Origin of the sequence: Streptomyces sp. GDS52 (assembly GCF_052246875.1) — a bacterium.
Classification (GTDB): Bacteria; Actinomycetota; Actinomycetes; order Streptomycetales; family Streptomycetaceae; genus Streptomyces; species Streptomyces cathayae.
Window position 1 is genome coordinate 448,004 of sequence record NZ_CM125966.1, and the last position, 26,919, is coordinate 474,922.

The window sequence follows — 26,919 nt, forward strand, 5'->3', positions numbered from 1 at the left end:
CACGTGCCGGGAAGCCCGGGGGCGACCCCGTGGTTTCCGCCTGGTTCCGGATACGAGCTTGTCAGATGACAGGGGGCCGGCCCAGCCGGGTCAGCCGCCACACCGTACGCCACCTCATGGGCCGGCGGGGCCCGCAGGGGGTGGCCCAGCCCTCCCGGAAGCCGCCGAACCAGGCCTTCAGGGCCGGGCGGGAGGGCCTGCGCACCAGCGTGAGCAGCATCCAGACGCCCAGATAGACGGGGACCAGGGGCGCGGGGAGGTTCCGGCGGGCCAGCCAGACCCGGTTGCGGGCGACCATGCGGTGGTAGACCGCGTGCCGCGAGGGGGCGGTGGTCGGGTGGTGCAGCACCATGTCGGACCGGTAGTCGATCATCCAGCCGGCGTCGAGGGCCCGCCAGGCCAGGTCGGTTTCCTCATGGGCGTAGAAGAATTCGTCGGGCAGCCCACCGACGTCGGCGAAGACCCGGGTGCGTACGGCGTTGGCACCGCCGAGGAAGGTCGTCACCCGGGAGGAGCGCATCGGGTCGGCGGCGCGCAGCCGGGGCACGTGGCGGCGCTGGGTGGCCCCGGTGTCCGGGTCGGCGATGCGGAAGCTGATGATGCCGAGCTCCGGGTCGGCCGTGAACGCCTCCCGGCACAGCTCGGCGGTGTCGTGGCCGGGCAGGAGACCGTCGTCGTCGAGGAACAGCAGGATGTCGACGTCCTGGCCGTTCGGTCCGAAGGCCTCGATGCCGACGTTGCGGCCGCCGGGGATGCCGAGGTTCTCCGGCAGCTCGACGGTGCGCACGCCCTCGGGGACCTCGGGGACGGGCGAGCCGTTGCCCACCACGACCACCTGGACCGGGCCGCCCTCCTGCTTGGCGACGGAGTCCAGCAGGGCGCGCAGTTCGTCGGGGCGGTTGCCCATGGTGATGATCACCGCGCCGACCGTGAGGGAGGAGTCCACCGCTCTCACCTCAGCCTGCTGGAGGCGAGGATGGACACCAGGTGCAGAACGGTCTGCAGCAGGGCGATCCCGGCCAGGACGGCGGTGCCGAGCCGGGTGAAGAAGAGGTCGCCTTGGACCGCGTCCGCGATCGCGAGGACCAGGATCAGCAGGGACGCCTCGATGCCGAGGATCAGCCGGTGGAACTTCAGGGCCCCGGCGGCCCGGCGGGCCAGCGCCATGCCCGAGGAGCGCGGCTCGGAGGCGGCCTCCTTGACCGGCGGCAGCCCGCCCTGGTGGCGGGCCACGCCGACCAGGTCGGTCTCGGCCTTGACCAGGATCGCGCCGAGGGCGGCCAGCGTGCCGAGGAAGGCCCAGAGCCAGTCGATGCGCCCGGTGCCCCACAGGTCGGCCGCCCGCAGGCCCAGTCCGACCAGGACGGCGGCGTCGCACAGGTAGGCGCCGACCCGGTCCAGGTAGACCCCGCTGAGCGAGAACTGCTGCTTCCAGCGGGCGACCTCGCCGTCGACGCAGTCCAGCAGCAGGTACATCTGGACCATGACCACACCGAGGACGGCCCCCGTGATCCCCGGCACCAGCAGGGCCGGGGCCGCGAGGACACCGAAGACGGTCATCAGGTACGTGAGCTGGTTGGGCGTGACCCTGGTGTTCACCAGGTAGCGGTCCACCCGCAGGGACACCTCACGCATGTAGAGGCGTCCCATCCAGTGCTCACCGCTGCGCCGGTCCTTCACCCCCGCGGGGTGTACGACCGGGCGGAGTTCAGCTACCGATGGCCTTGACATAGTCGGCGTAGACATCCTTGATCTGTTCGGTCTTCAGGTCGAGATGTTCGAGGATCGTGTAGCGGCCGGGCCGGGTCTCCGGGGCGAATTCGACGGCCCGGACGAACTCCTCCGTCGTGAAGCCGATCTCCTGGGGCAGCACCGGCAGCCCGTGCCGGCGCAGCACCCCGGCCATGTGCACCGACTCCTCGTGCGCACCGCGCAGGTACATCGCGAAGGCCGCGCCCAGTCCGCACTGCTCCCCGTGGGCGGCGGCCCGCTTGGGGAAGAGCAGGTCGAAGGCGTGGTTGATCTCGTGGCAGGCCCCGGAGGACGGCCGTGAGTCACCGGACACCGACATGGCGATGCCGCTGAGGACCAGCGCCTCGGCGAGCACCTGGAGGAAGTCGTTGTCGCCGATGCCTCCGGGGTGGCGCAGCACGGACTCGCCGGCCTGCCGGGCCATGGCCGCGGCGAGTCCGTCGATCCGCTCGCCCTTGACCCGGCACGCCAGTTCCCAGTCCGCGACGGCGGAGACGTTGGAGACGGCGTCGCCGATCCCGGCACGTACGTAACGCACCGGGGCGTCCCGGATGATGTCCAGGTCGATGACGATGGCGATCGGGTTGGGCACCCCGTAGGAGCCGCGTCCCGCGTCGTTGTCGAGGGTGGCGACGGGCGAGCAGAGACCGTCGTGCGCGAGGTTCGTCGGTACGGCGACCAGGGGGAGGCCGACGCGTGCCGCGGCGAACTTGGCGCAGTCGATGATCTTGCCGCCGCCGAGTCCGACGACCGCGTCGTAGCGGCCGGCCTTCATGGCACCGGCCAGCCGGACCGCGTCGTCCAGGGTGCCGCCGCCGACCTCGTACCAGGTGGCGCCGGGCAGCGACGGGGCGAGCCGCTCGCGCAGTCCGGTGCCGGAGCCGCCGCTGACGGCGACGGCGAGGCGTCCGGAGTTCGAGATGCGCTCGTCGGCGAGGACACCGCCCAGGCTCTCGAGGGCGCCGGGGCGGATGTCGACGACGAGCGGGGAGGGGATCAGCCGGGTCAGGACTGGCATGTGATCTCCCTGCCGCGGGCGAGGTCGTCGTGGTTGTCGATCTCCACCCACTCGACGTCGCCGATCGGTGCCACGTCGATCCGGAAGCCGCGGTTCACGAGCTCCTGGTAGCCGTGCTCGTAGAACTGCTGCGGGTCGGCCTCCCACACGGTCCTCAGCGCGTCGGCGAGCTCGGGGGCGGCGTCCCCCTCTATGAGGGTGACGCCGATGTACTCGCCGGTCGCCTCGGCGGGGTCCATCAGCTTGGTGATCCGCGTCATTCCCTTGTCGGGGTCGGCGACGACCTTCATCTCCTCGTCGGCCAGCGACTTCACCGTGTCCAGGGCGAGGATGATCTTCTTGCCGTCGCCGCGGGCGGCGAGCAGCGTCTTCTCGACGGAGACGGGGTGCACGGTGTCGCCGTTGGCGAGGATCACCCCGTCCTTGAGGGCGTCACGGCCGCACCACAGGGAGTAGGCGTTGTTCCACTCCTCGGCCTTGTCGTTGTCGATGAGGGTGAGCTTGAGCCCGTACTTCTGCTCCAGGGCCGCCTTGCGCTCGTACACGGCCTCCTTGCGGTAGCCGACGATGACGGCCACCTCGGTGAGGCCGATCTCGGCGAAGTTGCCGAGGGTCAGGTCCAGGACCGTCGGTTCGCCCTCCACGCCCTCGGGCCCCACCGGCACCAGCGCCTTGGGCAGAGTGTCGGTGTAGGGACGCAGACGCCGTCCGGCGCCGGCCGCCAGCACGAGGCCGATCATGCGGGTTCTCCTTCATCGTGTACGGCGGGCGCGCCACCCCGGTGGGCGGCCACCCAGAAGCGGATGCTCTCGACGAGCACCAGCAGGGCCACGGCCACGGCGAGTGCCGTGAGTGCGACCGTGAACTGCGAGGCGGTGAGCAGGGCCGCCAGTACGGCGACCGTCAGTGTGCGGCCTTCGTGCCCTCCGATCGCCCGCACCAGCCAGGGCGGGGGCGCGCCCGCGTCGCCGCGGATGCGGTAGACCGTGTCGTAGTGATGGTAGGCGACAGCGGCCACCAGTCCGTAGGCAGCGGGTAGCGCTCCGTTCACCCCCGCGTGGGCCGCGAGCGCCAGCACCGTGCCGTACTCGGCGGCGCGGAAGAAGGGGGGGACCAGCCAGTCGAGGGCGCCGCCCAGGGGGCGGGCGACGGCCAGGGCGGAGGCCGGGACGTAGAGCAGGGCCGCGAGGGCGGTCCACGGTCCGCCGAAGTCGGTCAGCGCGGCCGTGGTGACGACGGCGGCGCCGCCGAGCAGGGCGACGGCGGGGGCGGTGAAGCCGGGCAGGCGCTGTGCGGTGTTGCTGAGCACGGCCGCCAGGCGCTCGGCGAGCGGCCCGGTGTCGGCGAGGTCGGCGAGGGCCCGCGTCGCGCGCTCGGTGCGGCGGCCCGTGCGGGTCCGCGAGCGCAGGACGCGGCCCGCCGTGGTGTACGTCGCCGCGAAGGCGCAGCCGATCAGCAGGGCGTAGAAGGTGATGCGGGGGGTCGTGAGGGCGGTGAGGACGGCGAGCATCGCCCAGCGCTCGCCGATCGGCAGGACGATCATGCGGCGGACCCAGACCGTCCAGCCGACGCTGTCCAGGCGGTGGGAGAGGGCGGCGGTGGGACCGGTGGGGGCGGGGTCCCCCGTGTTCGCCTCGTTGAAGGAGAAGTCCACGACGTGCCGGCAGGTCTGCAGGACCATCGCGCCGAGGGCGAGGGCCCACACGTCGTCACCACCGCGGGCCGCGCCGAGGGCGAGGCCCGCGTAGTAGGCGTACTCCTTGGCCCGGTCGAAGGTGGCGTCGAGCCAGGCGCCGAGGGTGGAGTACTGCAGGGAGTAGCGGGCGAGCTGGCCGTCGGTGCAGTCCAGTACGAAGGAGGCCAGCAGCAGGACGCCGGCGGCGACGAAGCCGCCGCGGGTTCCGGTGGCGGCGCAGCCCGCCGCTATGAGCGCGGTGAGCAGCGAGGCGGTGGTGACCTGGTTGGGGGTCAGCCCGCGGCGGGCGCACCAGCGGGCGAGGTAGCGGGAGTACGGGCTGACGCAGTAGGTGGTGAAGAAGCCGTCGCGGGCCTTGACCGCCGACTTCAGGCGGACGGCCTCGTCGTCGACCGCGGCGACGGCCTGCCTGGCCTCGTTGCGGGTCTGCGGGTCGTCGGGGACGGTGGCGACGAGGCTGCCCAGGTCGGGGCGGTACACGTCGGCACCGTCGGCGCTGTCGGCTTCGAGGGCTGCGGCGACGCGGTCGGCGAGACTGCCGGTGAGGGTGGTGCCGCCGGCCGGGCCCTCGCCGGCGGCGGAGCTCTCGCGGGCCATCGCGCGGGTCAGGGCCTGGCGGCCGGCCTGCTGGGCGGTGACGGCGCCGGGGATCGCGGCGAGCGGGAAGCGCGGGTCGGTGAGACCGAGGCGCAGCGCGTGCTCATGGCCCACGAACCGGGCGTCGACGACGGCGACCCGCCGGTCCGCGGGCACCTCGGCGAGCAGGGTCTCGGCCTCGGCGGTGTCGGCCGCGATCCGCACGTCGAAGCCGAGGGAGCGCAGGTCCGTCTCGAGTGACGAACCCGGCACCGGCTGTCCGGTGAGGATGGCGGTCGACAACCGAATCTCACTCCCTGGAGCGTCGGCGCGTCCACGCCGGTCGTGTACATGATTGAGGGCGCCCGCTGCGTCCCTCCGGGCGGCATGTCGGCTGAGGCTATCGGATGTCCTCGGACCCGTGTTCACCGCGTGTTCGACGGTTGGATCGGCGTGGTTCCCCTGGCGTCCCTGCCGCGATCATCATCAGGGATGGCGGGGCCGAGTCACAAACCGCACCCCCAGAAGGGGCATTGAGTCGAATACGGGGCGTTACGGGCCGGAAGCGGGTCGTCGGGCACGGCCCGGAGCGGCTTCGTCCGCTTCTCCGCCGGCACCCGTGTCCGACGGTCCCGGTGTGGATCTCGTCACGGAGGACGGCCGCGCCACGAGGCCCGAAGCGCTTCTGACCACTTCTGACCTGCGATCGGTTTCCGCAGGTCAGAGCACATGACAACGGTGTTCAGTGCCGCGTTGCCCCATACCCCCCACCCGTAGTTCACTGTGATCTGGACGAGCGACGAAGGGACGGTCTCCATGGGGGCTGGGCACGATCACGGGCACGCGCACGGAGCGCCCGCCGGCGGTACCGCGAGTGCGGCGTACCGCGGCAGGCTGCGGGTGGCGCTGACGATCACGCTCGGTGTCATGGTCGTCGAGATCGTCGGCGGTGTGCTGTCCGGCTCGCTGGCTCTCGTCGCCGACGCCGCTCACATGGCGACCGACGCCCTGGGGCTCGGCATGGCCCTGCTGGCGATCCATTTCGCGAACCGTCCGCCGAGCGAGCGCCGCACCTTCGGATACGCCCGTGCGGAGATCCTCGCCGCCCTGGCGAACTGCCTGCTGCTGCTCGGGGTGGGCGGCTATGTGCTGTTCGAGGCGGTCCAGCGGTTCGTCTCGCCGGCCGAGACCGAGGGCGGGCTGACCCTGGTGTTCGGCGCGATCGGCCTCGTCGCCAACATGGTGTCGCTGGCGCTGCTGATGCGCGGGCAGAAGGAGAGCCTGAACGTGCGGGGGGCGTTCCTGGAGGTGGCCGCCGACGCGCTCGGCTCGCTCGCGGTGATCGTGTCCGCTCTGGTCGTCATGGCCACCGGCTGGGCGGCCGCCGACCCGATCGCCTCCCTCCTGATCGCCCTGATGATCGTGCCCCGCAGTTTCAAGCTGCTGCGCGAGACACTGGACGTCCTGCTGGAGGCGGCGCCCAAGGACGTGGACATGGCCCAGGTCCGCGCGCACATCCTGGCCACGGACGGCGTCGAGGACGTCCACGACCTGCACGCCTGGACGATCACCTCGGGCATGCCGGTGCTCTCCGCCCATGTGGTGGTCCGCCCCGAGGTCCTCGACGCCCTCGGGCACGAGAAGATGCTGCACGAGCTCCAGAGCTGTCTGGGCGACCACTTCGACGTGGAGCACTGCACCTTCCAGCTGGAGCCGCGCGGCCACGCGGAGCACGAGGCGCGGCTCTGCCACTGAGCCTGAGGTTCGACGTCGAGCCGGGGCGGCGCCACCGGCGTGCCCGGGGCGTGGGGCCGGGGGCCGTGCGCCGGGGGAACGCATCCTTTCGCCCCCCGTTCCGGCGCCCTCCCCTCCTACCGTGCCGCCTCGGACGGTTCTCCGGCGGCCGGCCCGGGCACGATCGCTCACCGAGCCCCCTCCCGGTGTCCGGGCGGCGCCACCGGCCGGTCGCGCCGTCCTCGGGACATGCGGGCGGGCCGGGGAGTGTCGGGAGTGCCGGATCCGTGCGGCAGACTGGGGCGCGAAGACCGAGTGAAGGATGGGTATGCCGATCACACCTGCCAACGCGACGCACAGTCCGTCGAGCGGTACCGCCGAGGCGATCTTGCTGGAGCTGGTCGACGACGAGGGCGTGACGATCGGCACCTCGGAGAAGCTGGCGGCCCACCAGCCCCCGGGACAGCTGCACCGGGCGTTCTCGGTGTTCCTGTTCGACGAGCACGGGCGGCTGCTGATCCAGCAGCGGGCGCTGGGCAAGTACCACTCCCCCGGTGTGTGGTCCAACACCTGCTGCGGTCACCCCTACCCCGGTGAGGCGCCGTTCGCGGCGGCGGCCCGGCGGACCTTCGAGGAGCTGGGCCTGTCCCCGTCCCTGCTCGCCGAGGCCGGCACGGTCCGCTACAACCACCCGGACCCGGCTTCGGGCCTGGTGGAGCAGGAGTACAACCATCTGTTCGTCGGCATGGTGCAGGCACCGCTGCGGGTGGACCCGGAGGAGGTGGCGTCGACGGCGTTCGTGACCCCGGACGAGCTGGCCCGGCGGCACGCCGAGGACACCTTCTCGGTGTGGTTCATGACCGTCCTGGACGCCGCCCGCCCGGCGATCCGGGAGCTGACGGGGCCGTCGGCGGGCTGGTGACCGTGCCGGTCACCCGCCGGTGACCGGTTTCAGAGCCGCACGGGTTTGAGCGGCAGGGCGGCCCAGACCACCTTGCCGCCGCTCGCGGTGTGCTCGACGTCGCACAGACCGCCCGCCTCGTGGGTGATCTCGCGCACCAGGAGCAGCCCGCGGCCGCCGGTGCGGCCGTGGTCGGTCTCCAGGGCGGTCGGGCGGTAGGGGTGGTTGTCCTCCACGGACACCCGGACCCACTCGGCACCGACGGCCACCTCGACGGCGAGCGTCGGGGAGAGCAGCGCCGCGTGCCGTACGGCGTTGGTGACCAGTTCCGAGACGATCAGCAGCAGCCCCTGGACCACGTCGTCGGCGACCGGCACCCCCTGGCGCAGCAGCAGGTCCCGTACGGCGTGGCGCGCCTGCGGGACCGAGGCGTCCACGGCGGACGCGGTGAAGCGCCAGACACCCTCGTACGGAAGCGGTGCCGCGGTGCCCGCCTCGACGGGTCTCTCCCCGTCCTCCGGGCGTGGGCCGGGGCCGCTCCCCTGGTCGTCCATCGTCAGGTCGCCACCCTCGCACTCGATTGTCACCACACGTCGAGTGTTGGTAACGATCCGCGTCCCCCCGGAGCACTGAACAGAAGTCAGCGGATATCGAGCGTTTCCGACCGCCGACGTTTGTCACCGTCCATCGCGGGATCGTTTCTGCCCGCCCGGTGTCGCCTCGACGAACTCTTCGGGTTGTATGGCTTCACCTTCGCGCTCTCCCTCGTCGTGGGCGCTCCCCCCCGGTCGGCGCCCCGACCGGGACGGATAGCATCCGGCCCCATGGAGCCCCGGTTGCTGCACGGCGTCATCGACGCGGTCGCCACGGTCGTCATCCGCCACCCGGCGAAGCGCAACGCCATGACGACCGCGATGTGGCGCGCGCTGCCGCCGCTGCTCGACACGCTGGCGGGTGACCCCGCGGTACGCGCACTGGTGCTCACCGGCGAGGGCGGGACGTTCTGCGCCGGGGCGGACATCTCCACGCTCCGGGGGTCGCCGCGGGAGGCGCAGCGGCTCGCCGTGGCGGCCGAGGAGGCGCTCGCCTCCTTCCCCAAGCCGACGCTGGCGGCGATCCGGGGTCACTGCGTCGGCGGCGGGGCGCAGCTGGCGGCGGCCTGCGACCTGCGGTTCGCCCAGGAGGGAGCGGTGTTCGGGGTGACACCGGCCCGGCTCGGTATCGTCTACCCGGCCTCCTCCACCCGGCGGCTGGTGTCGCTGGTGGGTCCGTCCACCGCCAAGTACCTGCTGTTCTCGGGTGAATTGATCGACACCGGGCGGGCTCTGCGCGCCGGACTGGTCGACGAGGTGCTGCCCGAGGGCGAACTGGACCGGCGGGTCGCGGAGTTCACCCGAATCCTGGCATCCCGTTCGCAGTTGACGCAGGCCGCGGCGAAGGAGTTCGCGAACGGGCGCACCGACCGCGACGACCACTGGAACGAGCGGGCGCACGGGAACGGCGACACCGCGGAGGGGGTCGCCGCGTTCCTGGACCGCAGGCCGCCCCGGTTCACCTGGAGCCTTTCGGACCGACGGCAGGACACCGCGGGGCAGTCGTAGCGGCACGGCGCGCACGCGGTACGCGTACAGCGCGTATACAGCGTGCATGTCGAGGCGTTGACGAGGTACACGGAGGTCCACACGGTCCGTTCCGGCCGAAGACGGTCGGGGATGAAAGGGGAAACACGTGTTCCGTGCCATCGCGGATGTCCTGCGCCAGATCGGCGGCGCCGTCGCCACCGTCGTGACGCTGCCGTTCCGGGCTCTGGCCCGGCTCTTCGGCGGTGCCTCGTCCGCCGGGCACGGCCGGCGCGCCTGACCCGGCGCGCGCCACGTCCCGGCGAGTCACCGCCCTGATCCCCGATTGTCGGCGCCACCTGCCACAATTGCCGCGCAACCTCAGCGAAGAAGGCGGTACGGGATCGTGACGACACCCCCCACAGGGTCCATCGAAGGCAGGATCGCCGGGGAGCTCGGCGTACAGGAGCGACAGGTCAGAGCCGCCGTGGAGCTGCTCGACGGCGGTTCGACGGTGCCCTTCATCGCCCGCTACCGCAAGGAAGCGACCGAGATGCTCGACGATGCGCAGCTGCGCACGCTCGAGGAGCGGCTGCGCTATCTGCGGGAGCTCGAGGAGCGTCGCACGGCGATCCTGGAATCGGTGCGTGAGCAGGGCAAGCTCACCGAGGAGCTCGAGGAGCGGATCCGGGGCGCGGAGACCAAGGCGCGCCTGGAGGACGTCTATCTGCCGTACAAGCCCAAGCGGCGTACCAAGGCGCAGATCGCGCGTGAGGCGGGGCTGGAACCGCTGGCGGACGGGCTGCTCGGTGATCCGGGCGTCGAGCCCCTCGCCGCGGCCGCCGCGTTCGTGGACGCGGACAAGGGCGTCGCCGACCCGCAGGCCGCCCTGGACGGGGCGCGGGCCGTCCTCACCGAGCGGTTCTCGGAGGACGCCGACCTGATCGGCGAGCTGCGGGAGCGCATGTGGGTGCGCGGGCGGCTCACCGCCAAGGTGCGCGACGGCAAGGAGGAGGCGGGCGCCAAGTTCGCCGACTACTTCGACTTCGCCGAGCCGTTCACCGAGCTGCCCTCGCACCGGATCCTGGCGATGCTGCGCGGGGAGAAGGAGGAGGTCCTCGACCTCGTCCTCGAGCCGGAGGAGGCGACGGACGGCCCGTCCTCGTACGAGGGCATGGTGGCCCACCGGTTCGGGATCGGCGACCGGGGCCGTCCCGGGGACAAGTGGCTGCTCGACACGGTCCGCTGGGCCTGGCGTACGCGCATTCTGGTGCATCTCGGCATCGACCTGCGGCTGAGGCTGCGTACGGCGGCCGAGGACGAGGCGGTGCGGGTGTTCGCGGCCAATCTGCGGGACCTGCTGCTCGCCGCCCCGGCCGGCACCCGTGCGACGCTCGGGCTCGACCCCGGGTTCCGTACGGGTGTGAAGGTCGCCGTGGTGGACGCGACCGGCAAGGTGGTCGCCACCGACGTGATCCACCCGCACGTCCCGGCGAACCGGTGGGACGAGGCGATCGCCAAGCTGGCCCGGCTGGCCGAGGAGCACGCGGTCGAGCTGATCGCGATCGGCAACGGCACCGCGTCCCGGGAGACCGACAAGCTCGCCGGCGACCTCATCACCCGGCACCCCGAGCTGAAGCTGACGAAGGTCATGGTGTCCGAGGCGGGCGCCTCCGTGTACTCGGCGTCCGCGTTCGCCTCGCAGGAGCTGCCGGACATGGACGTGTCGCTGCGCGGCGCGGTGTCGATCGCGCGGCGGCTCCAGGACCCGCTGGCCGAGCTGGTGAAGATCGACCCGAAGTCGATCGGTGTCGGTCAGTACCAGCACGACCTGTCCGAGGTGAAGCTGTCGCGTTCGCTGGACGCGGTGGTGGAGGACTGTGTGAACGGCGTGGGCGTGGACGTCAACACGGCGTCGGCGCCGCTGCTCGCCCGGGTCTCCGGCATCACGTCCGGGCTCGCCGAGAACATCGTGGCCCACCGGGACGGCAACGGGCCGTTCGGGTCCCGCCGCGAGCTGAAGAAGGTGCCGCGGCTCGGCCCCAAGGCGTTCGAGCAGTGCGCTGGCTTCCTCAGGATCCGCGGCGGCGACGACCCGCTGGACGCCTCCAGCGTGCACCCGGAGGCCTACCCGGTCGTGCGGCGCATGGTGAAGAGCTCCGGTCAGGAGGTCGCCTCGCTGGTCGGCAACACCGCCGTGCTGCGCTCGCTGCGGCCGGAGGACTTCGTGGACGAGACGTTCGGTCTGCCGACCGTCGGGGACATCCTGCGGGAACTGGAGAAGCCCGGACGCGACCCGCGGCCGGCCTTCAGGACCGCCGTCTTCAAGGAGGGCGTGGAGAAGATCTCCGACCTGTCGTCCGGGATGATCCTGGAGGGCGTGGTGACGAACGTGGCGGCCTTCGGCGCGTTCGTCGACGTCGGCGTCCACCAGGACGGCCTGGTCCATGTCTCCGCCATGTCGAAGACGTTCGTCAAGGACCCGCGGGACGTGGCGAAACCGGGCGACATCGTCAAGGTGAAGGTCCTCGACGTCGACATCCCGCGCAAGCGGATCTCGCTGACGCTGCGGCTGGACGACGAGGCCACGGAGCCGGGGGACGCCTCCGGCGGGCGCCGGCAGCGCGGCGGGGGACGCCCGCCCCAGCAGCGCCAGGGGCAGGGTCAGAAGCAGGGGCAGAGCCGCGGCGGTGGCGGCGGTCGCGGAGGCACCGTCGCGCGTCAGGCGCCCGCGCCGGCGAACAGCGCGATGGCCGACGCCCTGCGCCGTGCGGGCCTGGTCGACCCCAAGAACGGCAGGCGCTGACCCGCTGTTGCCCGGGCCCGGCCGCTCACCCCGCGGGGTGAGCGGCCGGGCCCGGTCAGTACTCCGTCACCTTGCCGTCGGCCACTTCCAGGCGGCGGGTGACGTGCACCGCGTCGAGCATGCGCCGGTCGTGGGTGACGAGCAGGAGGGTGCCCTCGTAGGAGTCCAGGGCCGACTCCAGCTGCTCGATGGCGGGCAGGTCGAGGTGGTTGGTCGGCTCGTCGAGGACGAGGAGGTTGACGCCCCGGCCCTGGAGGAGGGCGAGGGCGGCGCGGGTGCGTTCCCCCGGGGAGAGGGTGACGGCCGGCCGCATCACCTGGTCCGCCTTGAGGCCGAACTTGGCCAGCAGGGTGCGGATCTCGGCCGGTTCGGTCTCCGGCACCCCGGCGCGGAAGGCGTCGAGCAGGGTGTCGGTGCCGTGGAACAGGGCGCGGGCCTGGTCGACCTCGCCGAGCAGGACGCCCGAGCCGAGGACGGCGTGCCCGGCGTCGAGCGGGACACGGCCCAGCAGGGCGGCCAGCAGGGTGGACTTGCCGGCGCCGTTCGCGCCCGTGACGGCCACCCGGTCCGCCCAGTCGACCTGCAGCGAGACCGGCCCGAGCACGAAGTCGCCGCGGCGCACCTCGGCGTCCCGCAGCGTCGCCACCACCGCGCCGGAGCGCGGGGCCGCCGCGATCTCCATGCGCAGCTCCCACTCCTTGCGCGGCTCCTCGACCACGTCCAGGCGCTCGATCATGCGCTGGGTCTGGCGGGCCTTGGCGGCCTGTTTCTCGCTCGCCTCGCTGCGGAACTTGCGGCCGATCTTGTCGTTGTCGCCGCCCGCCTTGCGACGCGCGTTCTTCACGCCCTTGTCCATCCAGGACCGCTGCATCTGGGCGCGGTCCTGGAGCGCGGACCTCTTGTCGGCGTACTCCTCGTACTCGTCCCGGGCGTGCCGGCGGGCCATCTCCCGTTCCTCCAGGTAGGCCGCGTAGCCGCCGCCGTAGAGGTTGATCTGCCGCTGGGCGAGGTCGAGCTCGAGGACCTTGGTGACGGTGCGGGTGAGGAACTCGCGGTCGTGGCTGACCACGACCGTCCCGGCGCGCAGCCCGCTCACGAAGCGTTCGAGGCGCTCCAGACCGTCCAGGTCGAGGTCGTTGGTCGGTTCGTCGAGCAGGAAGACGTCGTAGCGGGACAGGAGGAGCGAGGCGAGGCCGACCCGGGCCGCCTGACCGCCGGACAGGGCGGTCATGAGGTGGTCGGGGCCGACGGTCAGGCCGAGGGAGGCGGTGACCTCCTCGGCGCGCTCCTCGAGGTCGGCGCCGCCCAGGCCCAGCCACCGCTCCAGGGCGTCGGCGTACGCGTCGTCGGCGCCGGGCGCCCCGTCGACCAGGGCCTGGGTCGTCTCGTCCATGGTCCGCTGGGCCTCGGCGACACCGGTACGCCGGGCCAGGAACTCACCGACGGTCTCGCCGGGCCGGCGCTCCGGCTCCTGCGGGAGGTGTCCGACGGTCGCCGTGGGCGGGGAGAGCCGCAGCTCTCCCCGCTCCGGCGCGCTGAGGCCGGCGAGCAGGCGCAGCAGGGTGGACTTGCCGGCGCCGTTGGCGCCGACCAGGCCGATCACGTCGCCGGGGGCGACGACGAGGTCGAGGCCGCTGAACAGGGAGCGGTCGCCATGGCCGGCGGAGAGGTTCTTGGCGACGAGGGTGGCAGTCATCAGACCGCCGATCCTAGCCCTCGGGTTCATCCGCCGGTGTGCCGGTCCGGCCGGCGCACGGGCGTCGTCCGTACCGCCCCGGCGGTGCGGGCCACCAGGTAGGACTCCCCTCTCACCGTCTTCACGTCCAGGGGGATGCGGTGGCGTCCCGGTTCCAGGACACCGTCGAAGAGTTCGTGGGTGTGGGTGCGGGAGAGGCGGTCGACGCGGTACGCGGTGAGCCGTACCCGGCAGGACGAGGTGACCTCGATCTCCGCCACGGCACCGGCCGCGGAGAGCGGGGCGCTCAGAGCGGTGAGGCGGCGCTGCTCGGGCGGGCTGCGGTCCAGGGCGTGTTCGGTCTGGGCGACGAGGAGGGGGACGACCGGGGCGAGGCCGTCGACGCAGGGCACGTGGACGCCGGCGGTGGCGAACGCGCGGCGTACGGCGTCCCGCTGGGCGGCGCCGGCCGACCGGCCGAAGACCACGGCGCTGTAGCCGCGCAGTTCGTCGGCGGGGACGCCGTCGGCGTCCTGGGCGATGTCGGCGCCGACCCCGATGGTGCGCAGGGCCGCGGCGAGCCTGGCGAGCAGGGCGACGCGGGCTCCGATCAGCAGGACACGGCGGCGGGTGCCGCCGGCGCCGTCCAGCAGGGCGGCGAGGGCCGTGCGGTAGTCGGTGCCGCGGAAGCGGAACGGGCCCAGGCCGTGGTAGCCGTTGCGTTCCAGGTCGGCGTGCTCCTCGGTCTGCCAGGCGAAGTCCCGCCAGATGTAGTCCTCGCCGTCCCGTTCGATGGCCGCGGTCACCGCGCCGCAGGCGAGGTCCTCGCAGTCGGGGCAGCCGTAGACGATGTACCGGCCGAACGGCAGCGGGGCCTCGGTCTCCAGCAGCAGGCTGCGGACCTGGGCGGTGAAGATGGCGGGCGGCACGTCGGAGGCGAGCGGGGAGACGGCGTCGAGGTCGCAGAGGCGGAACAGCAGCGGGCGTCCGTCGACGACGAAGTCGACGAAGTCCCGGTGGACCTGGTGGTCACCGCCGGAGAGGATTCCACCGGCGCGGATCGCCGGTGTCAGGCCGAAGGTCGCGTACTCGGCAGACATGCTGTGAGTATTGCCGCAGTGGGGCGGTGACGGGTACGGCATGACATATTCCGTCAAGGCCGCACGGGGCGGGCCGGGCGGTGGACGGGCCGGCCACCCCGCTTCCACGGGGGTGGCCGGCCCGTCCACCGCCGCCGGGGGCGGCCGAAGCGGCGTCGGCGGTCATTGCCTGCCGATCGGGTCTCCCTCCACGTCCGGCCCCGGGCCGGGGCCGATACGGAGTTCGAATTCGCCGTCGTACTTCGCGTGACCCGCGATGACGGCCATGTCGACGGCCTCGGAGGCCATCTCGCCCCGCACGATGAGCGGGTCGCGGCGCAGATCGCGCATGAGCGCCACGCACATCACGATCATCACGAGGACGAACGGGGCCGCCGCGAGGATCGTGAGGTTCTGCAGGCCGGTCAGCGCGTCGCCCTGGCCGCTGCCCACCAGCAGCATGATCGCGGCGACGGCGCCGGTGACCACGCCCCAGAACACCACCACCAGGCGGCCCGGTTCCAGCGTCCCGTGCTGGGAGAGGGAACCCATGACGACCGAGGCCGCGTCCGCGCCCGAGACGAAGAAGATGCCGACGAGGATCATCACCAGCAGACTCGAGGCCGTGGCGATGGGGTACTCCTGGAGCACCGCGAACAGCCGGCCCTCCGGGGTCGACGCCGCACCGAGCCGGCCCTGCTCCTGGAGCCGCATCGCGGTACCGCCGAAGACCGCGAACCAGACCAGGCTGACCGTGCTGGGGACGAGGATGACCCCGCCGATGAACTGACGGATCGTACGGCCCCGGCTGATGCGGGCGATGAACATACCGACGAACGGCGTCCAGGAGATCCACCAGGCCCAGTAGAAGACGGTCCAGCTGCCCAGCCATTCCGCCACCCCCTCGCCGGCGCTGATCTCCGTACGGCCGGCCAGCTGGGGCAGCTCGCCCAGGTAGCCGAAGACGGAGGTGGGCAGCAGGTCGAGGACGAGGATCGTCGGGCCGGCCACGAACACGAACACGGCGAGCACCAGTGCCAGCACCATGTTGGTGTTGGACAGCCACTGGATGCCCCGCTCCACGCCCGACACGGCGGAGGCGATGAACGCGACCGTGAGCACCGCGATGATGCCGACCAGCAGCCCCGTGCTGACCTTGTCCATCCAGTTCAGTTCCTGCATGCCGGAGCCGATCTGCAGCGCGCCGAGGCCCAGGGAGGCCGCCGAGCCGAAGATGGTCGCCACGATCGCGAGGATGTCGATGACGCGGCCGGGGGCGCCGTTGGCGTGCTTCGCCCCGATGAGCGGGGTGAAGACCGCGCTGATGGTCTGCCGGCGCCGCCTGCGGAAGGTGCTGTAGGCGATGCCCAGGCCGACCACGGCGTAGATCCCCCACGGGTGCAGGGTCCAGTGGAAGAGCGTGGTCGCCATGGCCAGTTCCATGCGCTCGCCCGAGTCGGCCGGGCTGGTGCCCGGCGGCGCGGTGATGTAGTGCGCCAGGGGCTCACTGACGCCGTAGAACATCAGGCCGATACCCATGCCCGCGCTGAACATCATCGCGACCCACGAGACCGTGCGGAACTCCGGTTCCTCGCCCTCGGCGCCGAGGTGGATCTTTCCGTAGCGGCTGATCGCGAGCCAGAGGGCGAAGACGACGAAGCCGGAGGCGGCCAGCATGAACGCCCAGCCGCCGTTGTGCATCAGACCGGTGAGCGCGCGGCTCGAGACCTTCTCGAGCGATTCGGTCGCCGTGGCGCCCCACACGACGAACGCGACGGTGAGCACGGCCGTGACACCGAACACCACCCGGTCGGTGCGAGGGCTCTCACGTTTGGTGAGTTTCGTTCCCGAAACCGGCTCCGGGCCTGCCGTACGGTCCTTGTCGCCGGGTTGGTCCTGCGTCACAGGCGGCACCTTTCCTCGAGCCGATGGGCGGAGGCTCACCCCCCAGACAAGCCCCTACCACGTATGGCGTGAAATTCACCTCCCGGCGGTCGTCGTCCTGTCGATCGACAACCCGATCGTGACCGGCGGGCGGGGTGGCCGAGGTGTCGCACGGATGATGGGACAGTGATACTGCTGCACATGACGACCGACATCGAGGAACCGGCCCTCACGATCGACGAGCTGGCGGCGAAGGCCAAGGTCACGGTGCGGACGGTCCGGTTCTACGGCAGCAGAGGGCTGCTGCCGCCCCCGGCGATCGGGCCGCGTCGCGTCGGTCATTACGGGCCGGCGCACCTGGCCCGGCTGGCGCTGATCGAGGAGTTGCAGCGGCAGGGCATGACGCTGGCGGCCATCGAACGGTATCTGGGGCGGTTGCCGGCGGATCTGAGCGTGCGGGAGCTGGCGATCCAGCGTGCGGTGGTGGCCTCCTGGGCGCCCGACACGGTGGAGAGCGTGTCGCGTGAGGAACTGGAGCGGCGCGCGGGGCGGGCGCTGGACGAGGAGGACCTGCGGCGGCTGGCCGCGCTGGACGTCGTCGAGCGGGACGGCGAGGGCTTCCGGGTCGACGCGGGTCTGCTGCGGCTCGGCCTCGAGCTGCTGGACGTACCGCTGGCGCACGAGACGATCCTCGCCGCCCGCGCGGCGCTCACCGGGCATGCGCGCGCGGCCGCCCAGGACCTGTCGCGTCTGCTGCGGGACGCGGTGGCGGAGCGGGACACGCGGGACGTGAAGTCGCTGTCCGCCCATATGCATCCGCTCGTGGTGCAGGCGCTGCTGACGTCGTTCCAGCGGTCGCTGCGCGAGGAGCTGCGGGAGTGGCTCGACGGCGGGGAGTGAACGGGGAGGCGGGCCGGACGAGGTGACGGGCCGGAGGACGGGCGGGGGACGGGGCGGGCCAGAACACGGCCGGGAGGCCGGGCCGGGAGACCGAGCCAGGAGACCGAGCCGAGCCGGGAGCGGGAGACGAGCCGGGAGACCGGGAGCGGGGAGACGAGCCGGGAGGCCGGGAGCGGGGGGACGGGCCGGGAGGCCGGGGGACGGGGCCGCGTTCCCGGCCTCCCGCCGGGGCTCCTCGGGCGTCTCAGTCGGCGTCCGTGAACCGCTCTCCCTGCTCCGCCTTGGCCACCAGCAGCGCCGGCGGCGCGAAGCGCTCGCCGTAGCGCTCGGCGAGTTCACGTGCGCGTGCCACGAACCCGGGCAGGCCCGTCTCTTCCCCGGCTCCCCCCTCGTAGCCGTTGATGTACTGCAGGACGCCGCCGGTCCAGCCGGGGAAGCCGATGCCGAGGACGGAGCCGATGTTGGCGTCGGCGACCGAGGTCAGCACGCCCTCCTCCAGCAGCCGGACCGTGTCCAGCGCCTCGGAGAACAACATCCGCTCCTGCATGTCCCGGAACGGGATCTCGTGGCCGGGCTCGGTGAAGTGCTCCCGCAGGCCGGGCCACAGGACGTCGCGCCCGCCGTCCTCCCGGTACGTGTAGAAGCCGGCGCCGGCGGCGCGGCCGGGGCGGTCGTACTCGTCGACCATGCGGTCGACGACGGCGTCGGCGGGGTGCCCGGTCCAGGTGCCGCCGGCCTCCTCGACGGCCCGCCTGGACTCGGTCCGGATCTTGCGCAGCAGGGTGAGGTTCAGCTCGTCCACCAGGGACAGCACCTTGGCGGGGTAGCCCGCCTGGGCGGCCGCCTGTTCGACGGAGGCGGGCTCGACGCCCTCGCCGACCATGGCGATGCCCTCGTTGATGAACTGCCCGATGACGCGGGAGGTGAAGAAGCCGCGCGAGTCGTTGACGACGATCGGCGTCTTCTTGATCTGCCGGACCAGGTCGAAGGCGCGGGCGAGCGCCTCGTCCCCCGTCCGCTCGCCCTTGATGATCTCGACGAGCGGCATCTTGTCGACGGGCGAGAAGAAGTGCAGCCCGATGAAGTCGTCCTGGCGTTCGACGCCTTCGGCGAGGGCGGTGATGGGCAGGGTGGAGGTGTTGGAGCACAGGAGCGCGTCGGGGGCGACGACGTTCTGGATCTCCTGGAACACCTTGTGCTTGAGGGCGGTGTCCTCGAAGACGGCCTCGATGACCGCGTCGCAGCCGGCCAGGTCCTGCGCCTCGGCGGTGGGCGTGATCCGCGCGAGCAGCGCGTCGGCCTTCTCCTGGGTCGTCCGGCCCTTGGCGACGGCCTTGGCGCACAGCTTCTCGGAGTAGCCCTTGCCCTTGACGGCCGCCTCCAAGGAGACGTCCTTCAGGACGACGTCGATCCCCGCGCGGGCGCACGAGTGGGCGATGCCGGCGCCCATCATCCCGGCGCCGAGCACGGCGACCCTGCGGACCTGGCGGGGCTCGACGCCCTGGGGGCGGTTGGCTCCGGCGTTGACGGCCTGGAGGTCGAAGAAGAACGCCTGGATCATGTTCTTCGACGTCTGTCCGGCGGCCAGCTCGACGAAGTAGCGGGCCTCGATGACCTGGGCGGTCTCGAAGTCGACCTGGGCGCCCTCGACGGCGGCGGCGAGGATGGTGCGCGGTGCCGGGTAGGGGGCGCCGTTGGTCTGCTTGCGCAGGTTGGCCGGGAAGGCGGGCAGGTTGGCGGCGAACTTGGGGTGGGACGGGGTGCCGCCGGGGATGCGGTGGCCGGGCCGGTCCCAGGGCTGGGCGGACTCGGGGTGGGCGTCGATGAAGGCGCGGGCCTTGGCCAGCAGCTCCTCGCGGGTGTCGGCCACCTCGTCGACGAGGCCGTTCTCCAGGGCGCGCCGCGGGCTGTACTGGGTGCCCTGGAGCAGCACCTTCAGCAGGGCGTCGGTGATGCCGAGCAGGCGGACGGTGCGGACGACGCCGCCGCCTCCGGGGAGCAGGCCGAGGGTGACCTCGGGCAGGCCGATCCTGGAGCCGGGGGCGTCGAGGGCGACGCGGTGGTGGCAGGCCAGGGCCAGTTCGTAACCGCCGCCCAGGGCGGCGCCGTTGATCGCCGCGACGACCGGCTTGCCGAGCGTCTCGATGCGGCGCAGCTGCCGCTTGATCGCCAGACCGCCGTCGAACAGGTCCTGCGCCGTGTCGGGGGTGACCCGGATCAGGTCGCGCAGGTCGCCGCCCGCGAAGAAGGTCTTCTTGGCGGAGGTGAGGATGATGCCGCGGACGGAGTCCGGGTCGGCCCGGAGTTCCGCCTCCAGACGGTCGGTGATCACGGCGAGCGAGTCGCGGAACGCCTGGTTCATGGTGTTCGCGGACTGGTTCGGATCGTCGAGGACGAGGGTGACGACGCCGGTGTCGTCCTGTTCCCAGCGGATGGTGGTGCTCTCGGTCATGAGGGGTCTCCGTAGAAGTCGCGGGTGGGTCGCCGGGTTCAGAGGCGTTCGACGACGGTGGCGATGCCCATCCCGCCGCCCACGCACAGCGTGGCCAGGCCGTAGCGCCGGTCGCGGCGTTCGAGTTCGTCGACGAGGGTGCCGAGGATCATCGCGCCGGTGGCGCCCAGCGGGTGGCCCAGCGCGATCGCGCCGCCGTTGACGTTGACCTTCTCCAGCGACAGGCCCATGTCCTTGACGAAGCGCAGCACCACCGCCGCGAACGCCTCGTTGATCTCCACGAGGTCGATGTCGTCGATGGTCAGCCCGGCCCTGGCCAGCGCCTTGCGGGTGGCGGGGGCGGGGCCGGTGAGCATGATGGTGGGCTCGGAGCCGGACACCGCGGCGGAGACGATCCGGGCGCGCGGGGTCAGCCCGTACCGCTCCCCGATTTCCTTGGAGCCGACGGCGACCAGGGCGGCGCCGTCCACGATGCCGGAGGAGTTGCCCGCGTGGTGGACGTGGTCGATCCGCTCCACCCAGTGGTACTTCTGCAGCGCCACCGCGTCGAAGCCGCCCAGCTCACCGATGTCGGCGAAGGACGGCTTGAGCCCGGCGAGGGAGTCGGCGGTGGTGCCGGGGCGTGGATGCTCGTCGTGGTCCAGCACGACCAGTCCGCTGCGGTCCCTGACCGGGACCACGGACCGCGCGAAGCGGTTCTCCTTCCAGGCGGTGGCCGCCCGCTCCTGGGAGAGGGCCGCGTACTCGTCGACGTCCCGGCGCGAGAAGCCCTCGACGGTGGCGATCAGGTCGGCGCCGATGCCCTGCGGGACGAAGTTCGTGGCGAGGTTGGTCATCGGGTCGTTGAACCAGGCGCCGCCGTCGGAGGCCATCGGCACCCGGGACATGGACTCCACGCCGCCGGCCAGCACGAGGTCCTCCCAGCCGGAACGGACCTTGGCGGCGGCCAGGTTGACGGCCTCGAGGCCGGAGGCGCAGAAGCGGTTCTCCTGGACGCCGGCGACGGTGTCGGGCAGTCCGGCGGCGATGGCGGCGATCCGGGCGATGTCGGAGCCCTGGTCGCCGACGGGGCCCACGACGCCGAGCACGATGTCGTCGACGGCGGCCGGGTCGAGGTCGGGGAAGCGGTCGCGGATCTCGTGGATGAGGCCGACGACCAGGTCGACGGGCTTGGTGCCGTGCAGGGCACCGCTGGCCTTGCCGCGACCGCGCGGGGTGCGGATCGCGTCGTACACGTACGCTTCGGTGCTCACGGGATGGCCTTTCACTGAGGGGGTCGGGGCGCGGATCGCTGAGGGTCTCGGGGCGCGGACAGCAGTCGGGGGACGTCCCAGTCGCGGGCCACGTCGTCGGTGTCGGCGCCCGGCCGGGCGGGCCCGGTGCGCACGGTGGTGGGGGTGGCGGAGAACCGCGGGGCCGGTGCGGGCTGGGTGATGCCGTCGTGGTCGGTGAAGGTGCCGCGGGCGGCGAGGTGCGGGTCGTGCGGGGCCTCGCGCAGCGACAGGACGGGGGCCACGCACGCGTCGGAGCCGTCGAAGACGGCGGTCCACTCGTCGCGGGTACGGGCCTTGAAGCGGGCGGCGACGTGCTCGCGGAGCGTGGGCCACCTGGCGACGTCCCGGTGGGCGTCCGCCTGGTCCTCGATGCCGAGGAGCCGCAGGAACTCGGCGTAGAACTGCGGCTCCAGCGCGCCGACCGCCATGGCTCCGCCGTCGGCCGTCTCGTAGGTGCCGTAGTACGGGCAGCCGCCGTCGAGGAGGTTGCCGCCGCGCCGGTCCTGCCAGCTGCCGGCGGCGAGCATGCCGTGGATCATCGCGGACAGGTGGGCGGTGCCGTCCACGACGGCGGCGTCCACGACCTGCCCGGTGCCGCCCGCGCGCACGTGGTGCAGCGCGGCGAGGACGCCGACGACCAGGTAGAGGGAGCCGCCCGCGTAGTCGCCGAGCAGGTTGGCCGGGACGGCCGGTGGCCGGTCGGGGCCGCCGATCATGCCGAGGGCGCCGGTGCGGGCGATGTACGCGATGTCGTGCCCCGCGCGGTCGGCGAGCGGGCCCTGCTGGCCCCAGCCGGTCATGCGGCCGTAGACGAGGCGCGGGTTGCGGGCGTGGCAGTCCCCGGGGCCGACACCGAGGCGCTCGGCGACGCCGGGGCGGTAGCCCTCGAGGAGGACGTCGGCACGCTCGGCCAGGTCGAGGACGCGGTCGGCTCCGTCGGGGGCCTTCAGGTCGACGACCACGGAGCGCTTGTTGCGGTTGGTGACGTCGTACGCGGCCTCGATCGCGAGCACCGGGGCGTGGGGGCGGTCCACGCGGACGACGTCGGCGCCCAGGTCGGCGAGGAGCATGGCGGCGAACGGGCCGGGGCCGATCCCGGCCAGCTCGACCACGCGCACGCCGGTGAGCGGCCCCTGTGCCGGTACCTTCGTCATCGCACCCCCAGCTGTGACACAACTGATGTAACACCAGTGATGCTAAGAACACGTTCCATCCGGCACAAGAGGCCGAGCAAGCGCTTGGCCAGCGTTTCGGTCACTCTACGGCGCGGTCCGCGCCGCGCTCCCGCTCGGCCCGGCGTTTGCACCGCGGTCGTCGGGTTCCGCACCCTCACGCTAGCCTCGGCCACCGACAGCGGCACGACCGCGGAGCCAGGGGCGTCACGATCGCGGGGTGCGCCCACGACAAGGGGTGTCATGAACGGGCTGAACAGGACGGGTGACCGTCCCTACGACATCGTGCTCTTCGGGGCCACCGGCTTCGTCGGGACGCTCACCGCCGAGTACCTCGCCGCCCACGCGCCCTCCGGTCTGCGCTGGGCGATCGCGGGCCGCTCCCCCGAGAAGCTGGAGCGCCTGCGGGAGCGGCTGGAACGGTCCTTCGGCGATCCGGGGATCGGGGTGCTGCGGGCGGACGTGTCCGACCCGGCCTCGTTGCGCACGCTCGCCGAGCACGCGCGCGTGGTGGCCACGACCGTGGGCCCCTACGTGACCTACGGCGAGGGACTCGTCGCCGCCTGCGCGGACACCGGCACCGACTACCTCGACCTCACCGGTGAACCGGAGTTCGTGGACCTGATGTACGTCCGCCACGACGCACGCGCGCGGGAGACCGGCGCGCGCCTGGTGCACGCCTGCGGCTTCGACTCGGTCCCGCACGACCTGGGCGCGTATTTCACCGTGCGGCAGCTGCCGGAGGGGGTGCCGCTGGCGGTGGACGGTTTCGTGACCGCCGACGCCGCCTTCTCGGGCGGGACCTTCGCCTCGGCGCTGGGCCAGTTCGCCCGGCCCCGGCAGCTCCGCGCGGCGGCCCGGGACCGGCGGCGGCACGAGCCGCGGCTGATGGGGCGCCGGGTGTCGACGCCGTCGGGCGGGCCGCGCCACGCCCCCGAGGTCGGCGCCTGGGCCCTGCCCCTGCCGACCATCGACGCGCGGATCGTGCGCCGGTCGGCGAAGGCGCTCGACCGGTACGGGCCCGACTTCCGCTACCGGCACTACGCGGCCGTCCGGCACCTGCCGTCCGCGGTGGGCGGGGTCGCGGCCGTGGCCGCGCTGGTCGCGGCGGCCCAGCTGCCGCCCCTGCGGCGCCGCCTGTCCGACCGGCTGGCACCCGGTGACGGGCCGGGACCCGAGAAGCGCGCCAGGAGCTGGTTCACCGTCCGTTTCGTGGGCGAGGGCGGCGGACGGCGGGTCTTCACGGAGGTCGCGGGCGGCGACCCCGGCTACGACGAGACGGCGAAGATGCTCGCCGAGGCGGCGCTCTGCCTGGCCTTCGACGACCTCCCGCCGGCCTCGGGACAGGTCACCACCGCGGTGTCGATGGGCGATGCGCTGATCGAGCGGCTGCGGGCCGCGGGCATCCGCTTCCGCGTCGCCGCGACCCGCCCCTCCTGAGCCCGGGTCGAGACTTTTCGACGCTCGCCTCCCGCAAGCCCGGCACGCCGTTCACCCAAGTCTCAAAGGGGAGTTCAATGAAACAATCGAGGGCATGCGATTTCTTCTCGAAGTGAGCATGGACGACGAGGCGTTGGCCGAGGATCCCGCGGGTGAGCTGGGGCGGATCCTGCGGTACTGGGGCGGGAACCTGCGCCACTACCCGATGAAGCCCGGGGACGGAGCGGAGATCTACGACTCGGAGTACCGCGAGGTGGGGCGCTGGCGCATCGAGCAGGGCGAGCAGGACCAGCGGCGGGGAACCGCCTAGGCGCCGGTGTCCCCCGCGTCCCGCGCCTCCCCCGCCTCCCGCAGGGCCCGGCGGCACAGGGCGTCCGCTCTGCGGGTGGTCTCCGGGAGGCGGTACGCGGGGGTCAGCGCGAGGGTGTGGGCGCGGGCGTCGGCGAGGGTCACGCGGTGGCCGACCGAGACGAAGACCGGCTTGACGGCGTCCCGGGTGCGCAGGGCCAGGCCGACCTCCTCGGCCCCGGCGAGCAGCGGAGCCGTGCTGCCGCGCGGGGTCGCCGGGGTCGTGAAGGTGAAGGTGAAGGGGTTCTTGGCGACGCCGATCGTCGGCAGTCCGGTGAGCACCCCGAGGTGACTGGCGAGGCCGAAGCGGCGGGGGTGGGCGAGTCCGTAGCCGTCGCAGACGACCAGTCCCGGCGGGCACGGCAGGGCGTCGAGGGCGGCCAGGACGGCGGGGATCTCCCGGAAGGCCAGCAGACCCGGAACGTACGGGAAGGAGATCCGGCCGACGGCCGTGGCCTCGGCGACGACCTCCAGGCTGCCCGCGTCCAGGACCACGGCCGCCGCCGCGACGAGGTCCCGCTCGTCGTCGTACGCCACGTCCACCCCGGTGACCCGGCCCGTTCCGGGCGGCGGGCCGGGCTCGTCGAGCACCACCCGCCCGCGCAGTCCGTCCTGGACCGCGCGGGCCTGCTCCTCGGTCGTGGGCCAGTCCGCCGGGATGCGTACGCTCGTCATGGTGACGACGAGCCTACGGGCCCGGGGTCCTGTCGCGGCGGGGCGGGGCCCCGCGCAGGCCGTCCATACCACCCGCCGGGAGACTTCGGCCACTCGGACGCATGGAGGCGGTGACAGAGGTCACTCTGTTCTGGTGGGCACGGATTGGCTGATTCCGTCGTCTCTTTGAGTAGGCCGCCCTATCCGCCCGGAAGCCGTTCAGCCGTCGTTCAGCCGTCACGAGGGAGCAAGGCGTTGTCCACCGTCATCGAGCAGCCCGTCGAAGCCCGGCTCGTCGCCGCCGCGCCGCGGATGCCGAGCATTCCCGCCACGTTGCACTACGACCGGAGCGACCCGTTCGCCGTGCGTATGACCTTCCCGGCCCCCGCCACCCTGGAGGGCGTCGAGGTCTGCTGGACCTTCGCCCGCGAACTGCTCACCGCGGGGCTGCACGAACCCGAGGGCCACGGCGACGTACGGGTGCGGCCGTACGGCTACGACCGGACGGTGCTGGAGTTCCACGCGCCCGAGGGAACCGCCGTCGTCCATGTCCGCTCGGGCGAGATCCGCAGATTCCTCGAGGCCGCCGGCGAACTCGTACCGGTCGGCCTGGAGCACCTTCAACTCGACCTGGACCACGATCTCGCGGAACTGATCCGCGATGCCTGCTGAGCCACGGCGTGGGGCGAGCCGGGCACCCGGCGGGCGCCCGTGCCCGGAAAAACGTTTGCGGACCGCCCACCCGGTTGACAGCCTGCGGTCATGAGCACCCCTGGCCCCCGCGACCCCCGCGACCCCGCACCCGAGAGCACGCCGGCGCCTTCGGCAGAGGGCTGGGTCACCACCCCGCTCACCGAGGAGCTGCTGCGTGGCGCGCTCGAACTGGAGCGGACCGCGCGGGGAGTGCAGCCGCACCGGTTGCCCGCCCGGGCCCGCGCGCAGGGTGCCGACGGTCAGCTGAACATGGCGGAGGCGCAGCCGTCCGGCGTCCGGCTGGTGTTCCGCACCCGGGCCACCGCCGTCGAACTGGACGTGCTCCGCACCAAGATGGCCTACGAGGGCGCCCCGCCCCGCCCGGACGGCCGCTACGACCTGCTGATCGACGGCGAACCGGCCGGGCAGACCGAGGTCACCGGTGGGAACGTCCTGCTGATGGACATGGCCACGGGCTCCGCCGACCTGCGGCCGGGCCCCGTCGGCACCGCCCGCTTCACCGGGCTGCCGGACCGTGACAAGCGCGTCGAGATCTGGCTCCCGCACAACGAGATGACCCAGCTGGTCGCCCTGCGCACCGACGCCCCCGTGGAGCCGGTGGCCGGTGGGGACCGCAGGGTGTGGCTGCACCACGGCAGCTCGATCAGCCACGGTTCCGACGCCGCGAGCCCGACCACCACCTGGCCGGCGCTGGCCGCCTCCCTCGGCGGGGTGGACCTGGTCAATCTGGGGCTGGCCGGCAGCGCACTGCTCGACCCGTTCACCGCGCGGGCGATGCGGGACACCCCCGCGGACCTGATCAGTGTCAAGATCGGGATCAATCTGGTCAACGCCGATCTGCTGCGGCTGCGTGCCTTCGTACCGGCGGTGCACGGCTTCCTCGACACCATCCGCGACGGCCGGCCGAAGACGCCGCTGCTGGTCGTCTCGCCGATCCTGTGCCCCCTCCACGAGGACACCCCGGGCCCGAGCGTCCCCGACCTCAGCACCATCGGCGAGGGCCGGCTCCGGTTCGCGGCCATGGGGAAGCCGGAGGAACGGGCCGCCGGCAAGCTCACCCTCAACGTCATCCGGGAGGAGCTGGCCCGGCTGGTGGAGCAGCGGGCCGCCGACGACCCGAACCTGTACTACCTGGACGGCCGTGAGCTCTACGGCGAGGCGGACCACGCCGAGCTGCCGCTGCCCGACGCGCTGCACCCGGACGCCGCCACGCACCGCCGCATCGGCGAGCGCTTCGCGCAGATGGTCTTCGGCGACGGCGGGCCGTTCGCCGGCTGAGCCGCCC

Annotated in this window: 23 protein-coding genes; 10 read left to right on the forward strand and 13 right to left on the reverse strand. The window is 72.7% G+C overall.

The annotated features are described in order from the left end of the window. Positions 1-61: 61 nt before the first annotated feature. From ACTWJ9_RS02235 to ACTWJ9_RS02255, 5 genes are read right to left on the reverse strand one after another with little or no spacing between them, the layout of a single operon-like run. Positions 62-907, reverse strand: coding sequence for a glycosyltransferase family 2 protein (locus tag ACTWJ9_RS02235; protein ID WP_279337843.1), 846 nt, complete (start codon positions 905-907; stop codon positions 62-64). Positions 908-951: 44 nt separating this feature from the next. After that, positions 952-1,731 (reverse strand): CDP-alcohol phosphatidyltransferase family protein, encoded by a 780-nt coding sequence (locus ACTWJ9_RS02240; RefSeq protein WP_279332347.1) that lies wholly within the window; start codon positions 1,729-1,731, stop codon positions 952-954. Continuing rightward, positions 1,709-2,770, reverse strand: coding sequence for an iron-containing alcohol dehydrogenase family protein (locus ACTWJ9_RS02245; RefSeq protein ID WP_279332348.1), 1,062 nt, complete (start codon positions 2,768-2,770; stop codon positions 1,709-1,711). The genes ACTWJ9_RS02240 and ACTWJ9_RS02245 overlap by 23 nt, the downstream gene beginning before the upstream one ends. Then, positions 2,758-3,510 (reverse strand): phosphocholine cytidylyltransferase family protein, encoded by a 753-nt coding sequence (locus ACTWJ9_RS02250; protein WP_279332349.1) that lies wholly within the window; start codon positions 3,508-3,510, stop codon positions 2,758-2,760. The genes ACTWJ9_RS02245 and ACTWJ9_RS02250 overlap by 13 nt, the downstream gene beginning before the upstream one ends. After that, the gene (locus ACTWJ9_RS02255) at positions 3,507-5,345 is read right to left on the reverse strand and encodes a DUF5941 domain-containing protein (protein ID WP_387039993.1); all 1,839 of its coding nucleotides are present in this window, start codon (positions 5,343-5,345) and stop codon (positions 3,507-3,509) included. The genes ACTWJ9_RS02250 and ACTWJ9_RS02255 overlap by 4 nt, the downstream gene beginning before the upstream one ends. Before the next feature lie 513 nt (positions 5,346-5,858). Between ACTWJ9_RS02255 and ACTWJ9_RS02260 the strand changes: the two genes are divergently transcribed. After that, positions 5,859-6,797 carry a cation diffusion facilitator family transporter gene (locus ACTWJ9_RS02260; RefSeq protein ID WP_279332351.1) on the forward strand — a complete coding sequence of 313 codons (939 nt, stop codon included), beginning with the start codon at positions 5,859-5,861 and terminating at the stop codon, positions 6,795-6,797. 307 nt (positions 6,798-7,104) lie between these two features. Next, positions 7,105-7,698, forward strand: a complete 594-nt coding sequence (gene idi, locus ACTWJ9_RS02265; protein WP_279332352.1) for an isopentenyl-diphosphate Delta-isomerase — start codon at positions 7,105-7,107, stop codon at positions 7,696-7,698. 29 nt (positions 7,699-7,727) lie between these two features. Here the strand turns inward: idi and ACTWJ9_RS02270 are convergent, their stop codons facing one another. Continuing rightward, positions 7,728-8,231 carry an ATP-binding protein gene (locus tag ACTWJ9_RS02270; RefSeq protein ID WP_279337844.1) on the reverse strand — a complete coding sequence of 168 codons (504 nt, stop codon included), beginning with the start codon at positions 8,229-8,231 and terminating at the stop codon, positions 7,728-7,730. Between the two features lie 270 nt (positions 8,232-8,501). Here ACTWJ9_RS02270 and ACTWJ9_RS02275 point away from each other — a divergent pair, with 270 nt between their 5' ends. The 3 genes from ACTWJ9_RS02275 to ACTWJ9_RS02285 all read left to right on the forward strand — a co-directional run bounded on the left by ACTWJ9_RS02275 (position 8,502) and on the right by ACTWJ9_RS02285 (position 12,042). After that, positions 8,502-9,278 (forward strand): enoyl-CoA hydratase/isomerase family protein, encoded by a 777-nt coding sequence (locus tag ACTWJ9_RS02275; protein WP_443295091.1) that lies wholly within the window; start codon positions 8,502-8,504, stop codon positions 9,276-9,278. Between the two features lie 127 nt (positions 9,279-9,405). Beyond that, entirely contained in the window at positions 9,406-9,537 is a 132-nt protein-coding gene (locus ACTWJ9_RS02280) for an LPFR motif small protein (RefSeq protein ID WP_279332354.1), read from the forward strand. A 105-nt stretch (positions 9,538-9,642) separates the two neighbouring features. Then, positions 9,643-12,042, forward strand: a complete 2,400-nt coding sequence (locus ACTWJ9_RS02285; protein ID WP_388705490.1) for a Tex family protein — start codon at positions 9,643-9,645, stop codon at positions 12,040-12,042. Positions 12,043-12,097: 55 nt separating this feature from the next. On the opposite strand, the gene ACTWJ9_RS02290 is transcribed toward ACTWJ9_RS02285, so the two are convergent. From ACTWJ9_RS02290 to ACTWJ9_RS02300, 3 genes are all read right to left on the reverse strand, one after another. After that, positions 12,098-13,738 (reverse strand): ABC-F family ATP-binding cassette domain-containing protein, encoded by a 1,641-nt coding sequence (locus tag ACTWJ9_RS02290; protein WP_279332356.1) that lies wholly within the window; start codon positions 13,736-13,738, stop codon positions 12,098-12,100. Positions 13,739-13,764: 26 nt separating this feature from the next. Next, positions 13,765-14,817, reverse strand: a complete 1,053-nt coding sequence (locus tag ACTWJ9_RS02295; RefSeq protein WP_387042725.1) for an oxidoreductase — start codon at positions 14,815-14,817, stop codon at positions 13,765-13,767. 162 nt (positions 14,818-14,979) lie between these two features. Continuing rightward, positions 14,980-16,701 carry a BCCT family transporter gene (locus ACTWJ9_RS02300; protein ID WP_279332359.1) on the reverse strand — a complete coding sequence of 574 codons (1,722 nt, stop codon included), beginning with the start codon at positions 16,699-16,701 and terminating at the stop codon, positions 14,980-14,982. A gap of 180 nt (positions 16,702-16,881) precedes the next feature. Between ACTWJ9_RS02300 and ACTWJ9_RS02305 the strand changes: the two genes are divergently transcribed. Beyond that, positions 16,882-17,580: a MerR family transcriptional regulator gene (locus ACTWJ9_RS02305; RefSeq protein WP_388705499.1), complete on the forward strand. Its 699-nt coding sequence runs from the start codon at positions 16,882-16,884 to the stop codon at positions 17,578-17,580. A 244-nt stretch (positions 17,581-17,824) separates the two neighbouring features. Here the strand turns inward: ACTWJ9_RS02305 and ACTWJ9_RS02310 are convergent, their stop codons facing one another. From ACTWJ9_RS02310 to ACTWJ9_RS02320, 3 genes are read right to left on the reverse strand one after another with little or no spacing between them, the layout of a single operon-like run. Beyond that, positions 17,825-20,032 (reverse strand): 3-hydroxyacyl-CoA dehydrogenase NAD-binding domain-containing protein, encoded by a 2,208-nt coding sequence (locus ACTWJ9_RS02310; protein ID WP_279332361.1) that lies wholly within the window; start codon positions 20,030-20,032, stop codon positions 17,825-17,827. A 38-nt stretch (positions 20,033-20,070) separates the two neighbouring features. Beyond that, positions 20,071-21,285 carry an acetyl-CoA C-acetyltransferase gene (locus ACTWJ9_RS02315; RefSeq protein WP_443295092.1) on the reverse strand — a complete coding sequence of 405 codons (1,215 nt, stop codon included), beginning with the start codon at positions 21,283-21,285 and terminating at the stop codon, positions 20,071-20,073. 11 nt (positions 21,286-21,296) lie between these two features. Further along, positions 21,297-22,460, reverse strand: coding sequence for a CaiB/BaiF CoA transferase family protein (locus ACTWJ9_RS02320; protein ID WP_279332363.1), 1,164 nt, complete (start codon positions 22,458-22,460; stop codon positions 21,297-21,299). A gap of 261 nt (positions 22,461-22,721) precedes the next feature. Here ACTWJ9_RS02320 and ACTWJ9_RS02325 point away from each other — a divergent pair, with 261 nt between their 5' ends. Then, the gene (locus ACTWJ9_RS02325) at positions 22,722-23,918 is read left to right on the forward strand and encodes a saccharopine dehydrogenase family protein (RefSeq protein ID WP_387039561.1); all 1,197 of its coding nucleotides are present in this window, start codon (positions 22,722-22,724) and stop codon (positions 23,916-23,918) included. 94 nt (positions 23,919-24,012) lie between these two features. Further along, positions 24,013-24,228, forward strand: coding sequence for a hypothetical protein (locus tag ACTWJ9_RS02330; protein WP_443295093.1), 216 nt, complete (start codon positions 24,013-24,015; stop codon positions 24,226-24,228). Here the strand turns inward: ACTWJ9_RS02330 and ACTWJ9_RS02335 are convergent. After that, positions 24,225-24,941 (reverse strand): endonuclease V, encoded by a 717-nt coding sequence (locus ACTWJ9_RS02335; protein WP_443295094.1) that lies wholly within the window; start codon positions 24,939-24,941, stop codon positions 24,225-24,227. The genes ACTWJ9_RS02330 and ACTWJ9_RS02335 overlap by 4 nt on opposite strands. Positions 24,942-25,175: 234 nt before the next feature. Here ACTWJ9_RS02335 and ACTWJ9_RS02340 point away from each other — a divergent pair, with 234 nt between their 5' ends. Then, positions 25,176-25,592, forward strand: coding sequence for an SsgA family sporulation/cell division regulator (locus tag ACTWJ9_RS02340; RefSeq protein WP_279332367.1), 417 nt, complete (start codon positions 25,176-25,178; stop codon positions 25,590-25,592). A gap of 90 nt (positions 25,593-25,682) precedes the next feature. Beyond that, on the forward strand, positions 25,683-26,912 hold the full coding sequence (locus ACTWJ9_RS02345) for a GDSL-type esterase/lipase family protein (RefSeq protein ID WP_387039565.1): 1,230 nt from the start codon (positions 25,683-25,685) through the stop codon (positions 26,910-26,912). Positions 26,913-26,919: the final 7 nt, after the last annotated feature.